The organism is Solicola agrisoli, assembly GCF_049059935.1.
Taxonomy (GTDB): Bacteria; Actinomycetota; Actinomycetes; order Propionibacteriales; family Nocardioidaceae; genus JAURVT01.
The window spans coordinates 35,093-49,655 of record NZ_JBMGQR010000026.1 but is presented as its reverse complement, the minus strand read 5'-3'; the positions used below and the strand labels follow the sequence as shown (position 1 = coordinate 49,655).

General features: G+C 73.5%; 11 protein-coding genes and 1 other RNA gene. 2 read left to right on the top strand and 10 right to left on the bottom strand.

Features of this window, described 5'->3' with window-relative positions; all coding sequences use genetic code 11:
• The 5 genes from ACI6PP_RS11440 to ACI6PP_RS11420 all read right to left on the bottom strand — a co-directional run.
• Positions 1-457, bottom strand: a 457-nt coding sequence (locus ACI6PP_RS11440; protein ID WP_421111708.1) for an aminotransferase class V-fold PLP-dependent enzyme, incomplete at its 3' end; no start/stop codon positions are given.
• Complete coding sequence (gene nadC, locus ACI6PP_RS11435; RefSeq protein WP_421111707.1) at positions 454-1,305, bottom strand: carboxylating nicotinate-nucleotide diphosphorylase; 852 nt, start codon at positions 1,303-1,305, stop codon at positions 454-456. The genes nadC and ACI6PP_RS11440, both read right to left, overlap by 4 nt.
• A complete protein-coding gene (gene nadB / locus ACI6PP_RS11430; RefSeq protein WP_421111706.1) occupies positions 1,299-2,798 on the bottom strand; it encodes an L-aspartate oxidase in 1,500 nt (499 codons plus the stop codon). The genes nadC and nadB overlap by 7 nt, the downstream gene beginning before the upstream one ends.
• The gene (gene nadA / locus ACI6PP_RS11425) at positions 2,795-4,054 is read right to left on the bottom strand and encodes a quinolinate synthase NadA (RefSeq protein ID WP_421111705.1); all 1,260 of its coding nucleotides are present in this window, start codon (positions 4,052-4,054) and stop codon (positions 2,795-2,797) included. Before nadA ends, nadB begins: the two co-directional genes overlap by 4 nt.
• Positions 4,051-4,704 carry an NUDIX hydrolase gene (locus ACI6PP_RS11420; RefSeq protein ID WP_421111704.1) on the bottom strand — a complete coding sequence of 218 codons (654 nt, stop codon included), beginning with the start codon at positions 4,702-4,704 and terminating at the stop codon, positions 4,051-4,053. Before ACI6PP_RS11420 ends, nadA begins: the two co-directional genes overlap by 4 nt.
• Positions 4,705-4,798: 94 nt before the next feature.
• On the opposite strand from ACI6PP_RS11420, the gene ACI6PP_RS11415 reads away from it, so the two are divergent.
• Both ACI6PP_RS11415 and ACI6PP_RS11410 read left to right on the top strand, forming a co-directional pair.
• Positions 4,799-6,214 carry a magnesium chelatase ATPase subunit I gene (locus ACI6PP_RS11415; RefSeq protein ID WP_421111703.1) on the top strand — a complete coding sequence of 472 codons (1,416 nt, stop codon included), beginning with the start codon at positions 4,799-4,801 and terminating at the stop codon, positions 6,212-6,214.
• Complete coding sequence (locus ACI6PP_RS11410) at positions 6,214-8,196, top strand: vWA domain-containing protein (RefSeq protein WP_421111702.1); 1,983 nt, start codon at positions 6,214-6,216, stop codon at positions 8,194-8,196. Before ACI6PP_RS11415 ends, ACI6PP_RS11410 begins: the two co-directional genes overlap by 1 nt.
• A 4-nt stretch (positions 8,197-8,200) precedes the next feature.
• Here the strand turns inward: ACI6PP_RS11410 and ACI6PP_RS11405 are convergent, their stop codons facing one another.
• The 5 genes from ACI6PP_RS11405 to ACI6PP_RS11385 all read right to left on the bottom strand — a co-directional run bounded on the left by ACI6PP_RS11405 (position 8,201) and on the right by ACI6PP_RS11385 (position 14,561).
• On the bottom strand, positions 8,201-9,793 hold the full coding sequence (locus tag ACI6PP_RS11405) for a GGDEF domain-containing protein (RefSeq protein WP_421111701.1): 1,593 nt from the start codon (positions 9,791-9,793) through the stop codon (positions 8,201-8,203).
• Positions 9,794-9,900: 107 nt separating this feature from the next.
• Positions 9,901-11,790, bottom strand: coding sequence for an ArnT family glycosyltransferase (locus ACI6PP_RS11400; RefSeq protein WP_421111700.1), 1,890 nt, complete (start codon positions 11,788-11,790; stop codon positions 9,901-9,903).
• A gap of 116 nt (positions 11,791-11,906) precedes the next feature.
• Positions 11,907-12,276, bottom strand: a transfer-messenger RNA (tmRNA) gene (gene ssrA / locus ACI6PP_RS11395).
• A gap of 72 nt (positions 12,277-12,348) precedes the next feature.
• Positions 12,349-13,647 (bottom strand): putative bifunctional diguanylate cyclase/phosphodiesterase, encoded by a 1,299-nt coding sequence (locus tag ACI6PP_RS11390; protein WP_421111699.1) that lies wholly within the window; start codon positions 13,645-13,647, stop codon positions 12,349-12,351.
• Positions 13,648-13,685: 38 nt separating this feature from the next.
• The gene (locus tag ACI6PP_RS11385) at positions 13,686-14,561 is read right to left on the bottom strand and encodes an amidohydrolase family protein (protein WP_421111698.1); all 876 of its coding nucleotides are present in this window, start codon (positions 14,559-14,561) and stop codon (positions 13,686-13,688) included.
• Positions 14,562-14,563 lie beyond the last annotated feature (2 nt).

Sequence of the window (14,563 nt, the reverse complement as noted above, 5' to 3'; positions counted from 1 at the left end):
TGCCCACCTCGTTGCTGGCGGTCATCACCGTGCACAGCGTGGTGTCGTCGCGCAGGGCGGCCGCGACGTCGTCGGGGTCGACGGTGCCGGTGGCGTCGACGCCCACCCGGGTGACCTCGAACCCGTGCAGGCGCTCCAGGTAGGCCACGGACTCGGCGACCGCGGGGTGCTCGATCGCCGAGACCACGACGTGCCGCCCGCGCGGGGACGCCAGGGCGATGCCCTTGACGGCGAGGTTGTCGGCCTCGGTGCCGCCACCGGTGAGGACGACCTCGGCCGGTCTGCACCCCAGCTGCGCGGCGACCCGGGCCCGCGCGTCGGCGAGCCCGGCCGCGGCGGCCTCGCCGTAGGCGTGGTGGCTGGACGCGTTGCCGAACGTGCCCGTCAGGTAGGGCCACATCGCCTCGAGCACCTCACGGCGGACGGGCGTCGTCGCGGCGGCGTCGGCGTAGATCACGGCCGGGTGGTGACGTCGAGGCCGAGGTCGAGGGCCCGCGCGGCGTGGGTGAGGGCGCCCACCGAGATCACGTCGACCCCGGTGGCGGCGACCGCGGCCACCGTCTCCAGGCTGATGCCGCCGCTGGCCTCCACGAGGGCTCGCCCCGCCACCTGCCCGACGCCGGCGACGAGATCGGGCAGCGAGAAGTTGTCGAGCATGATCGTGTCGACGCCGGCGGCCAGCACGTCCTCGACCTGGTCGAGGCGGTCGACCTCGACCTCCAGGTGCGCCGTGTGCGGGATGCGCGCGCGGGCGGCGCGCAGGGCCTCGGTGAGCCCGACGCCCGCGGCGGCGAGCACCGCGAGGTGGTTGTCCTTGGCCATCACGGCGTCGGACAGGCTGAACCGGTGGTTGCTGCCGCCCCCGCAGCGCACGGCGTGGCGCTCCAGCGCACGCAGGCCCGGCGTCGTCTTGCGGGTGTCGGCGATCCGGGCGCGCGTGCCGGCGACGGCGGCGACGTGCGCGGCCGTCAGCGTCGCGATGCCGCTCATCCGCTGGACGAGGTTGAGCGCCACCCGCTCGGCCCGCAGCACCGACCGGGCCGTGCCCTCGACGCGCGCGATCACGTCGCCGGCCGCGAACACGTCGCCGTCGTGGACGAGCACGGTGGTCGACACTCCCCCGACGAGGTCCATCACGCGCGCGAACACGTCGACGCCGGCCAGCGTGCCCGGCTCGCGGGCGACGAGCGCGGCGTCGGCGCGGGCATCCTCGGGCACGAGCGCCTCGCAGGTGAGGTCGCCCCAGGGGGCGTCCTCGGCCAGCGCGCGCGTCACGACGTCGTCGACGGCCGCCTGCGTCAGCACGGGGCCACGTCCTTGGCCACCAGGTAGGTGGGCCGGGCCGCGCCCACCGTGTGGCCCGGGGCGTCGCTGCGGTGGTGCGCCCCGCGGCTCTCCTCGCGGAGCGTGGCGCCGGCGACGAGGGCACGACCGAGGTCGAGCAGGTTGTGGTCCTCGAGGTGGTCGGACGCCGCGACCGCACCGTCGAGCACCGCGGCGGCGGCGGCCAGCCCGTCGGCGTCGCGGACCAGCCCCGCACCGGTCCACATCACGTCCTGCAGGGCCTCGCGCGTCAGCGGCTCGTCGCCGCCGCCCAGCGCCACGACCTCGACGTCGACGACGTCGGGCTCGCGCCACGGCTCGTCGAGCGCGCGGGCGCAGCGGGTGCCGAACACGGCGCCCTCGAGCAGCGAGCTGGACGCCAGCCGGTTGGCGCCGTGGACGCCGGTGCGGGCCACCTCGCCGACGGCCAGCAGGCCGGGCAGCGAGGTGCGTCCGTCGAGGTCGGTGCGCACGCCGCCCATCCAGTAGTGCGCGGCCGGGGCCACCGGGACGGGCTCGCGGGCCCAGTCCAGGCCGTGCGACGCGCACTGCGCCGTGAGGCCGGGGAACCGGCGCGCCAGGTGCTCGGCGCCGAGAGCGGTGGCGTCGAGGACGACGGGCGCGCCGCCCTGCTCGGCCATGGTCCGGGCGATGGCGCGGGCGACGACGTCGCGGGGCGCGAGCTCGGCACGCGGGTCGACGGCGGTCATGAAACGGCTGCCGCGGGCGTCGCGGAGCACGGCGCCCTCGCCGCGCACCGCCTCGGAGATCAGCGCCCCACCGGGGACGGCCAGCATCGTGGGGTGGAACTGGTACATCTCGAGGTCGCCCACCACGGCGCCGGCCCGCAGCGCGGCGGCCAGCCCGTCGCCGGTGGCCACCGAGGGGTTGGTGGTGAACGGGTAGAGCTGCCCCGCACCACCGGTCGCCAGCACCACCGCGTCGGCCGAGAGCTCGTCGCCGCGGTCGGTGCGCACGCCCACGACCGCGCCGTCGCGGACGACCAGGTCGGCCACCGCGGTGTGCTCGACGACCTCGACGCCGGAGCGTCGCAGCGCCTCGACGAGCGCGAGCTCGATGGCGGCACCCGTCGCGTCGCCGCCGGCGTGCAGCACCCGCGCGGCCGAGTGCGCGGCCTCGGTGCCGCGCGCGTACGCGGCGCCGTCACGGTCGAAGTCGACGCCGCGGCGCACCAGGCCGGCCACGGCGGACGGTCCCTCGGCGCACAGCACCTCGACGGCGGTCGGGTCGCACAGCCCGTCGCCGGCGGCCAGGGTGTCGGCGACGTGCGAGGCGACGGTGTCGTCGCCACCGGCCCCGTCGGCGTCCCAGACGACGGCGACGCCGCCCTGCGCCCAGCGCGTGGCGCCGTCGGCCACGCCGGCCTTGGTGACCACGGTGACGTCGTGGTGCGCCGCCGCCTCCAGCGCGCAGGTCAGGCCGGCGATGCCGCTGCCGACCACCAGGACCCTCACGGCCTGGCCGCCAGCATCCGCTCGAGCGCGACGCGGGCAGGCGCGGCGACGTCGGCCGCCACCTCGATGCGGTTGAGCACCTCGCCGTCCACCAGCGCCTCGAGCACCCAGGCCAGGTAGCCGGGGTGGATCCGGTACATGGTCGAGCAGGGGCAGATCACCGGGTCGAGGCAGAAGATCGTGTGCTCGGGGTGCTCCTGCGCGAGCCGGTTGACCAGGTTGACCTCGGTGCCGATCGCGAACGTCGAGCCGGGCTCGGCCGCCGCGATGGCCTTGACGATGTAGTCGGTGGAGCCGGCCGCGTCGGCGGCGTCGACGACCGGCATCGGGCACTCGGGGTGCACGATCACCTGGACGCCGGGGTGCTCGGCGCGGGCCTTGTCGACCTGCGCGACGGTGAACCGCTTGTGCACCGAGCAGAAGCCGTGCCACAGCAGCACCCTGGCGTCCGTCAGCGTGGCCTCGTCGTTGCCGCCGAGCGGCTTGTTCGGGTTCCAGGTGGGCATCTGCTCCAGCGGGACGCCCATCGCCTTGGCGGTGTTGCGACCGAGGTGCTGGTCGGGGAAGAACAGCACCCGCTGCCCGCGCTCGAAGGCCCACTCCAGCACCGTCGCGGCGTTGGACGAGGTGCACACGATGCCGCCCCGCTCGCCGCAGAACGCCTTGAGCGCGGCCGAGGAGTTCATGTACGTCACGGGGATGACGGGCACGCGGCCGTCGGCGTCGGGCTCGGTGCCGTAGAGGTCGCACAGCTCCTCCCAGCACTCCAGCACCGAGTCCTCGTCGGCCATGTCGGCCATCGAGCAGCCGGCCGCGAGGTTGGGGAGCACCACCTGCTGGTCAGGGCGCGACAGGACGTCGGCGGTCTCGGCCATGAAGTGCACGCCGCAGAACACGATCGCCTCGGCGTCGGGACGCGTCAGCGCGGCGTTGGCGAGCTGGAAGGAGTCACCCACGAAGTCGGCGTACCGCACCACCTCGTCACGCTGGTAGAAGTGCCCGAGCACCACGACGCGCTCCCCCAGCGTCTGCTTGGCCGCGACGATGCGGGCGTCGAGCTCGTCGGGCGAGGCGTCGCGGTAGGCCTGCGGCAGCTCCCCCTGGCGCGGCGTGCCCGCCGGGACCGGGTCGGCGACGGACGCGCCGGGGCCGTACGTCGGCGCGGCGAGGTCGAAGACCCACGGACCGCTCGCGAGGTCGGTGTCGCACGTGCTCGCGCCGCTGCGGATGGTGGTGTCGACGGACGGTGCACTCATGACGTCTCCTGAGGTGCGTAGCGGTACAGACGGGGCGGCCGGTGCCGCCCGCCGGTGAGGAAGCGCCCGGTGGCGACGACGGTGCCGTCGGCCTCCACCTGGCGCCGGAAGTTGGCGGGGTCGAGCCGCTGCTGCAGCACGACCTCGTAGACCTGTCGCAGCTGCGCCAGGGTGAACTCCTCGCCCAGGAAGGCGTGGGCGAGGCGGGTGTACTCGACCTTGGTCCGCAGCCGCCACAGCGCGTAGGCCACGATCGCGTCGTGGTCGAAGGCCAGGCCCATGACCTGCTCGGCCTCGAACCAGCGGACGTTGTCGTCCTCGACGGTGGCCGCCGCCTCCTCGGGCTGCACGAGCGCCCAGTAGACGATCGAGACGACGCGGGCGCCCGGCGAGCGGTCGGGCGTGCCGAACGAGTACAGCTGCTCGAGGTACGTCGGGCTCAGCGCCGTGGTGGCCACCAGGTTGCGGCGCGCGGCGTCGTCGAGGCTCTCGCCGTCCTCGAGCGGTCCCCCGGGCAGCGCCCACCGTCCCTCGTAGGGCTCGCGGATGCGGCGGACGAGCGGGATCCACAGAGACGAGGACGCGCCGTCGTCGCTCTGGCGGAGCGCGAAGATCACGGTGGAGACGGCGAGGTCGACCTCGGCGGGCACGGCCACCACCTCCGACGTCTGAGTAAAGGTCGAGATGACCTGAAGCAATAATAGTCATCGGAACCTTTACACGGCAAGGCGTACGGTCGAGGCCATGGTCGGAACCGACATCCCCACCTCCCCCGCCCCCTCCATCAGCACCCTCGGCGAGCTCCGTGCGAGCGGCGCCGAGCCCCGCTCGGTCAAGGCCGAGGTGCGCGCCAACCTCGTCGCCCGGCTCCGCGCCGGCGAGCCCACGTTCCCCGGCATGGTCGGGTTCGAGGACTCGGTCGTCCCCGCCATGGAGCGCGCCCTGCTCGCCGGCCACGACGTCGTCCTGCTGGGCGAGCGCGGCCAGGGCAAGACCCGCCTCATGCGCAGCATCGTCGGCCTGCTCGACGAGTGGACGCCCGTCGTCGAGGGCTCGGAGCTGCGCGAGCACCCGCTCGCCCCGCTCACCGACGCCACCCGTCGTCGCATCGCCGAGCTCGGCGACGACCTGCCCGTCACCTGGCTGCACCGCGAGGACCGCTACGGCGAGAAGCTCGCGACGCCCGACACCAGCGTCGGCGACCTGATCGGCGACGTCGACCCCGTGCGCATCGCCGAGGGCCGCACGCTGGGCGACCCCGAGACCATCCACTACGGCCTGCTCCCCCGCACCAACCGCGGCATCTTCGGCCTCAACGAGCTGCCCGACCTCGCCGAGCGCATCCAGGTCGGCCTGTTCAACATCCTCGAGGAGCGCGACCTGCAGGTGCGCGGGTACGCGCTGCGGCTGCCGCTCGACGTCATCGTCGTCGCGTCGGCCAACCCCGAGGACTACACCAACCGCGGCCGCATCATCACCCCGCTCAAGGACCGGTTCGGGGCCGAGATCCGCACCCACTACCTCGACGACGTGCAGGACGAGGTGGCGCTGATCGCGCAGGAGGCCGAGGTCGTCGCCGAGGTGCCGCGGCACGTGCTCGAGGTGCTCGCCCGGTTCGTCTACGAGCTGCGCGGCTCCAGCGCCGTCGACCAGCGCTCGGGCGTCTCGGCCCGGTTTGCGATCGCGGCCGCCGAGGAGGCGTCCGCCGCGGCCCTGCGTCGCTCCGCGCTGTCGGGCGAGGAGCCGCCGGTCACCCGCGTCTCCGACCTGCCCGACGTGGTGCCGGCGCTGCGCGGCAAGGTCGAGTTCGAGATGGGCGAGGAGGGACGCGAGGACGAGGTGCTGTGGCACCTGCTGCGCGTCGCCACCGTCGACACGTTCCGGCAGCGCCTCGGCGGCCTCGACCTCACCGCCTTCACCGAGCGCTTCGCCGACGGCGAGATCATCGAGACCGGCCCGTTGGTGCCCGGCTCGTCGCTCCTGGAGCAGATGGGCGCCGTCTCCGGCCTCGCGACGGTCCTGGACCGTCTCGGCGTCGAGGAGGACACCGTCTCCCCCGGCCAGGCCGCGGCCGCGGTCGAGTTCGTCCTGGAGGGGCTGCACCTGACGCGGCGCCTCGCCAAGGACGAGGTCGACGGGCGCACGGTCTACGGGGCCTGATGCCGTACCGGGGGCGGGGCCACCGCTACGGGTCGTGGCGCGGCGGGCCCGACCCGCTCAAGCCGCCGTTCGACGTGCGCGACGCCGTCGACCAGATCGGCAAGGACGTGCTCGCCGGGTCCGACCTGCGCAGCGCGATCGACCGGCTGCTCGACCGCGGCGCGTCCGGACGCGACGGGCTGCAGGAGATGCGTCGCCGCCTGCGCGAGCGGCGCGAGATGCTCGAGCGCCGCGGCAACCTCGGCGGCACGCTCGACACCGTCCGCGCCGCGCTCGACCAGGCGCTCGCCGCCGAGACCGACGAGCTCGCGAGCCGCGCCGACGACGACGCCGCCCGGATGGCCGAGATGGAGCTCGCCGAGCTCCCGCCCGACACCGCGAGCGCCGTCCGTGAGCTCGCCGACTACCAGTGGGCCTCCGACGAGGCCAGGCAGATCTTCGACTCGATCAAGGACCTGCTCAAGCGCGAGGTGCTCGACGCCCAGTTCGCCGGCATGAAGCAGGCCCTCGAGGGCGGCGACCCCGAGGCCATGCAGGCCGTGCGCGACATGCTCGCCGACCTCAACCAGCTGCTCGCGGCCCACGCCCGGGGCCAGGACACCACCGAGCAGTTCGAGCGGTTCATGGAGCAGCACGGGGAGTTCTTCCCCGAGCAGCCCCAGGACACCGACGACCTGATCGACCTCCTCGCCCGCCGTCAGGCCGCGGCCGACCGGCTGATGCGCTCGCTCACCCCCGAGCAGCGCGAGGAGCTCTCGCAGCTGATGCAGGACGCGATGGGCGACGACGTCGACCTGCAGTCCCAGCTCTCCCAGCTGCAGGACAACCTGCACGGCCTGCGTCCGGGCATGATGCGCGGACGTGGTCGCGTCGACGGCCAGGGCGACCCGGACGGCGAGCCGATGGGGTACGGCGACGCCGTGGGCGCCGTCGCGGACCTGTCCGACCTCGAGCAGCTGGAGGCGCAGCTGTCCCAGGACTACGGCGGCGCGTCGCTGGACGACGTCGACGTCGACGCCCTGGAGCGCCAGCTCACCCCCGCGGCCGTCCAGGACCTGCGGGCCCTGCGCGAGCTCGAGCGCGAGCTGGAGCGACAGGGATACCTCCACCGCGACGGTGGCGAGCTGAGCCTGACGCCCAAGGCGCTGCGGCGTCTCGGCGAGTCGGCGCTGCGCCGCGTGTTCGACGACCTCGACTCCCAGTCGCGCGGCGACCACAGCCTGCACCGGCCGGGCGCCGCGGACGACCGCACCGGCGCGAGCCTGCCGTGGAACTTCGGCGACGAGCGCCCGCTCGACGCCGTCGGCACCGTCCGCAACGCCGTCCTGCGCACCGCGGGCAGCGGCCGTCCCCTCGACGGCCGGCTGCGTCTCGACCCCGACGACTTCAGCGTCGAGGAGACCGAGCACCGCACGGTCGCGGCGGTCGCCCTGTGCGTCGACCTGTCGTTCTCGATGGTCCAGGAGGACCGCTGGGGACCGATGAAGCAGACGGCGCTGGCGCTGTCTCACCTGATCAGCACCCGGTTTCGCACCGACGCGCTGCAGATCATCGGGTTCTCGCGGATGGCGCACCGCCTCACCGACACCGAGCTGGCCTCGCGCGAGCCGTCGTACGAGCAGGGCACGAACCTGCACCACGCCCTGCAGCTCGCCGGCCGCCACCTGCGTCGTCACCCCGAGGCCGAGCCGGTGGTCCTCGTCGTCACCGACGGCGAGCCCACGGCCCACCTCGAGCCCGACGGCAACCCGTTCTTCTCCTGGCCCACCACGCAGGAGACGCTGCGCGCCACGCTCGGCGAGGTCGACGCGATGACCCGCATGGGCGCGACGATGAACTTCTTCCTGCTCGGGGACGACCCCGGACTCGCCCGGTTCGTCGGCGCCGTGGCCCGACGCAACGGAGGACGGGTGTTCGCGCCCAGCCTGGACCGGCTCGGCGAGTACGTCGTGAGCGACTACCTACGGAGCCGCCGCGGCTGAGGGCTCAGCCCGCCGCCAGGTCGTCGCTGCGGCGCCTCCTGCGGTGCTTGACCTCGTACATGCGCGTGTCGGCGGTGCTGAGCAGGCGGTCGACGTCCAGGCCCTCGTGGGTGCTGGCGATGCCCAGGCTGGCCGACATGAGCGCCAGGTGCGGGCGGTCCTGGTCGTGGGTGAGCGCGTCGAGCGCGAGCGAGATCCGGTCGGCCACGAGCGTGCCGTCCTCGCGGGCGGAGTCGCGCAGCACGATGACGAACTCGTCGCCGCCGAGCCGCAGCGTGAGGTCGACCTCGCGGGTGTTCTCCACGAGGAGCCCGGCGAACACCGAGAGCAGGTCGTCGCCGGCCTCGTGGCCCCAGGTGTCGTTGACCCGCTTCAGCCGGTCGACGTCGAACAGCAGCAGCGTGCTCGGCACCGAGTGCGCCTCGTCCGAGGCGAGCCACTCGTCGAACGCCCGACGGTTGCCCAGGCCGGTGAGCGGGTCCTCCCGGGCGGCACGGCGGTCACCCTCGCTCATCTGGTAGCGGGCGTACCCGACGATCGCGGCGCGCATCATCTCCAGCCGGTTCTCGCGCTGGGCCCACCAGCCGCGGGCGACGGTGGCGCCGAACGCCAGGCCGGACGACGCCCAGCCGTCCCCCTCGGCGTCCTGGACGGTCAGCGCGACCCAGCGCACGTACCGGTCGAGGCTGGTGTCGGCGTCGGGGGTGAGGACGTCCACCGCGCGGCGGGCCTCGGCCGCGGCGGCCTCGACGTCCCCGGACGCCGCCAGCACCTCGGCCAGCGTCGCCGTGCACTCGACGGTGTTGGCGTCGTCCTCGGCCGCGCCGAACTCGCGGCGCAGCTCGCGCAGCTCGGCGAGACGCGCGGCGGGCTCGGCGTCCCAGTCGTTGGCGGCCAGAAGCAAGCGTGCCTGCAGCACGAGGTGCGGGAAGGACGACGGCGACCGCAGCCCGATGGCCCGGCGGGCGTGCTCGACGGCGGTGCGACGCAGCCGGACGACGTCGCGCTCGTGGCTCGTCCGTGTGCTCGCGAGCATCGCGATCTCACGGGCCCAGATGGCGTGCACCGACGCGAGGCTGAGCTCGTCGATCAACTGGGAGTCGGGGAACTCGAGCGGGTCGGCCCGCAGCGCGGAGGTCCGCTGGTAGTGCGGCGCCGCGAGCTCGAACAGCCGCAGCTCCTCGTAGGCGGTGCCGAGACCGGCGTGGGCCCAGGCGACGAGCCCCGGGTCGGTCGACCTCCGGGTCTCGTACTCGCACCGCACCAGGTCGTCGATGGACTCCGCCGCCCGTCCGAGCCGCTCGAGGGCCACCGCCCGCAGGCTCAGGGCGTTGGCCGCCCAGCCACGCTCGTGCAGGCTCTCGCCGATGCCGACGCACGCGTCGGCGGCACGGAGGGCCTGCTCGAGGTTGCCGGCCATCAGGTGCGCGACAGCGAGGACGTACTCGGTGGCCGCGCGCTCGTGCGAGACCTCGCCGCCGAGCCCGTTGAGGACGCCCTTGAGCTCACCGACCACGGTGAGCGCGTCGCCGCCCTGGGCGCGCTGCATCGCGCCGGCAAGCGTGCGCCCCAGCGCACCCCCCACGCGAACAGGCATCGGGCTGCTTCCTCCTCGTCAGTCCTGACGACAGAATGCCCCGTCGAGGGCCTCGACGTCCCTTGTTTGGGGGAATCGTCGGACTCGACGGGGCATCTGTCCATCCCTCAGGACGAGAGGTCGTAGACCGTGGTCCCTCCGACCGTGGTCGCGGTGAAGGTGGCCTCGACCCACGCGGTGATCTCGCTGCCGGACGAGCTGCCGCCGCCCCCGGGACCGCCGCCGCGACCTCCCTGCCCGCCGGAGACGAAGTAGGCGACGTCGCCGTCGGCCACGTACTGCTTGAACTGCGCGAGCGTCGGCGAGTCGTCGCTCCCGCTGAACCCGCCGATGGCCATCACGGCGACGTCGGTGCTCAGGATGTAGCCGGCCGCCGACTGCGAGCCGACGGTGGCCGCCGCCCAGCGGCTCGTCGTGCCCTCCAGCAGGGTGGTCAGCTCGGTGCTGGACGACTGGTCGCCGCCCATGCCCCCGCCCATGCCGCCCTGGCCGGCCGACGCGGGACCCGCCGTCGGCGTCGAGCCGGTGTGTCCCGACGTGACGGTGGCCGCGGTGAAGGCGGTGGTGCCGGCCACCGAGAACAGCGCGCCGACCACCACCGCGACGACGGCGACCTTCTTGAGCCGGTCGGTCGAGAAGGCGAGCACGATCGCCGAGGCCCAGCCGCCGACGAGCATGGTCCAGGCGAGCCAGGTCATCCAGCCGCTCGCGTCGCGTGTCATCAGGTGGAAGCCCCAGACCGACGAGGCGAAGATCATCAGAGCCAGAGCTCCGCGCGCGACGTGGTCGTCGCGGTGGGCCCACAGGAAGCTGCCGCCGATGCCGACGAGGGCGCCGATCGCGGGGACGAGGGCCACCGCGTAGTACGGGTGGATCGTGCCCGACATGAACGAGAAGACGGCCATGGTGACCAGGAGCCACGAGCCCCACAGCACCAGGGCCGCACGGGTCCGGTCGGTGCGGGTGGCGCGGCGCGTCAGGAGCAGTCCGGCCACCAGCGCGACCAGCGCGGCCGGGACCAGCCAGGAGACCTGCGCGCCGAACGCGGTGCCGAACATGCGGGTGATGCCGGTGGAGCCGCCGAACATCGAGTTCTGCCCGCCGCCTCCCCCGCCGCCGCCGTTGCCGCTCCCGCCGAGGATGCGGCCCAGGCCGTTGTAGCCCACCGCGAGCTCCCACAGGGAGTTGTTCGTCGAGCCGCCGATGTAGGGGCGCGACGCCGCCGGCCACAGCTCGACGAGCGCGATGAACCAGCCGGCCGAGACGACCATCGCGGCGGTCGCGGCCAGCAGGTGGCCGATGCGCGCGCGGACGCTCGTGCTCGCGGCCAGCAGGTAGACGAGCCCGAACGCCGGCAGCACCAGCAGGCCCTGGGCCATCTTGGTCAGGAACGCGAAGCCGATCGCGGTGCCGGCCAGCAGCATCCAGCGCAGAGCCCGCGAGCGTCCGGCCGACGAGGTGGAGTCGATCGCCCGCACCACGCAGTAGGCGGCAGCCGTCATCAGCAGCACCAGGGCGGCGTCGGGGTTGTTGAAGCGGAACATCAGCGCGGCGACGGGCGTCAGCGCGACGGCCAGCCCCGCGAGCAGCCCGGCCGCGGGCCCGGACCAGCGCTTGACCGCGCCGTGCACCAGTGCCACCGTGCCGACGCCCATCAGCGCCTGCGGCAGCAGCATGGAGAACGACGAGAAGCCGAGGATCCGTGCCGACAGCACCATCACCCACAGCGACGCGGGCGGCTTGTCGACGGTGATCGCGTTGGAGGAGTCCAGCGACCCGAACAGCCACGCCTTCCACGACTCGGTGCCCGACTTCACCGCCGCGGCGTAGAAGTCGTTGGCCGTGCCGGACTGCGACAGCCCGATGACGTACAGCGCCGTCGTCGCGGCGATCAGCGTCCAGAACAGGGGGCGTGCCCAGCGCGGCTGGTTTGCGGGCGGCGCGGCGGCCGGGGCAGGGGGTGCGGCGGGCGGCCGTTGCAGGGTGGTGGCAGACATGGGTCATACCCTCGGGCCCCGACCTGTGACCCCCACCGGTCCGCGCTGGGAGGTGCCTGTGAACGCACGAGACGCGCCGCCGGTGGGGCGACGCGTCGGGTGCACAGGGGGTGGACTGGTGGAGCTGGCGGGAATCGAACCCGCGTCCTTCGACGTCCGTTCAGGTCTTCTCCGGGTGCAGTCCGTCAGATCGCTGTTCTCAGCCCCGGTGCTCGGACGGACACGTCACCGACAGGCTCAGTCGCTGTTGATGTCCCACTCACGCCCCGCGACCGGACGTGAGCAGCAAGTCTCCTAGATGACGCCAGGCTCCGGAACGGAGACACATCCGGTCTGACGGTTCACCGGCCGCTCAGGCGGCGAGGGCGAACGAAGTGCGACTGTTATCGGCACTTGTTGGTTTCCAAGGAACGTTTACGAGATGACCTTGGCTTCTCGACCCGCTTCTCCTGACCGCCACGACCGAAGTCGAAACCGATCAGCCCCTCTGTAGTTGTTCGACACTGCGTTGTGCACTGCTCTCGCAGCGTACCCGTCACAACCGTCTCGGCGCACGCCCTATTCCGACGGGTGCTGCACGACCCAGGCGGCGAGGTCGTCGACCGGCATGGGCTCGGCCACCCCGTACCCCTGCAGGAGGTCGACTCCCAGCTCGGTGGCCAGCTGCTCGTCACCGGGCGTCTCGACGCCCTCGAGGACCGCTCGGGCGCCGAGCGCGTGGATCATCTGGACGGTGGCGGCGAGCAGGTCGCGGGACCGGTGACCGGCGCGTCCGCGCACGAGGAGCGAGCGGTCGATCTTGATCAGGGCCGGCTGCAGGCTGTCGAGGATGCCCAGGCTCGAGTACCCGGTGCCGAAGTCGTCGATGCTCACGGTGGCCCCCAGCCGCCGCAGGAGCAGCAGCGTGTCGTACCCGCGGCTGCCCTTCTCGAGCGACACCGACTCGGTGACCTCGACGACGAGTCGCTCGTAGCCGCCCGGCACCTCCCACGCGAGCAGCCGGTCGACGAAGTCGCGCTCGCCCAGCTCGCTCGGCGACAGGTTCAGCGCCACCCGCATGCCCGCGGTGGTCACGCTCTGGTCGAGGCGCAGCATGTCGTGGGTGACCAGCTCCATGGCCAGCTGTCCGAGGGCACGGACCTGCCCGGTGTCCTCGGCGATCGCGATGAAGTCCTCGGCGACGACGTCCTCGCCGTCGCGCTGCCCCCGCAGCAGCGCCTCCACCACGGCCGTCCCGCCCGTCGCCACGTCGACGATCGGCTGGTAGTCCAGGCGGAAGGCGCGGTCGCGCAGCGCGACCGCGAGTCGCTGGCGTCCGCGTCCGCGCACCACCGCGGCCTCCTCGACGTCGGGGTCGAAGAAGGCGTGCCGGTCGAACCCCTCGAGCTTCGCCGCGGACTTGGCGGCGTCGGCCTGCTGCAGGAGGTCCTCGATGCTCATGGCGCCCGCGGTCGAGGTGGCGACGCCGACCGTCGCCGTCAGCTGGACCTGCTGCCCGCCGACGAGCATCGGCGCCCGGATCGAGTCACGCAACCGCGACACCGCGCGCTCGAGCTCGGGACGCGCAGGCGCGTCGACCAGCGCCACCACGAACTCGTCGCCGGCCGTCCGTCCGACCAGGTCGCCGCGGCGGGCGGCGTGACGGAGCCTCTCGGCCACCTCGACGAGCGCGCCGTCCCCGGCCCGGCGTCCGTAGCGGCCGTTGATCTCGGCGAACCCGTCGAGGTCGATCCACAGTGCTGCGACGTCGTGCAGGGCCACCGTCTCGGACAGCCGGGACTCCAACGCCTCGACGGTGAGCAGTCCGGTCTTGGAGTCGCGTTGCCGACGGTCGGGCAAGCCGCGTGCGTGTCCCACGTGCGGACCTCCTGGCTCGAGCCCTGCCCCCCGACCATTCAACCGCGGCCGGGGAACAAGCGCACCCCGTTGTGCCAGCAGACGTCGCGCAGCCAGTCGTCGCCGAGGCCGGTGCGCTGCAGGGCCTCCACCTGGTGGGCGTAGGTGTACGGGATGTTGGGGAAGTCCGAGCCGAGCAGCACCTTGTCCTGCAGCGCGACCAGGCGCGGCAGCAGGTGGCGCGGGTAGGGCGCCGACTCCTCGGTGAAGTCCGTGAACACCATCGTGGTGTCGAGGTGGACGCGCTCGTGCTGCTCGGCCAGCTCGAGGAACTCCTCGTACTCCGGCGTCCCCATGTGGGCGACGACCAGCGGCAGCCGCGGGAACCGTCGGAGCACCTGCCGCACGCCGTCCACCCCGGTGAACCGGCCCGGCGCGGGGCCCGAGCCGGCGTGCAGGACGACGGGCCGTCCGGTCTGGGTGAGCACGTCCCAGACGGGGTCGAGCAGCGGGTCGTCGGGCGCGAACTGCCCCACCTGCACGTGCGCCTTGAAGACCTCGACGCCTCGCTCCACCGCCTCGGCCACGTACTCGCCGGCGCCGGGCTCGGGATAGAAGGTGGCCGAGCGCAGCGACTCGGGGTGGGCGTCGGCGAACTCGGCGGCCCAGTCGTTCAGGTAGCCCGCGATGCCGGGCTTGTGCGCGTACGGGAGCGCCGAGTAGTGCCGCACCCCCATCGCGTGCAGGTGCGCGACGCGCTCGTCGTCGCTCCAGCGGTAGGTGATCGTCCAGGGCCGGCCGATCAGCGGGCCGGCGGCGTCGAAGTACGCCCAGACCTTGCGCAGGATCGGGGGCGGCAGGAAGTGCACGTGGACGTCGAACAGCCCCGGGACGCCGAGGTGGGCGGCCCAGTCGGGCAGGTCGCGGTCCTGCACGG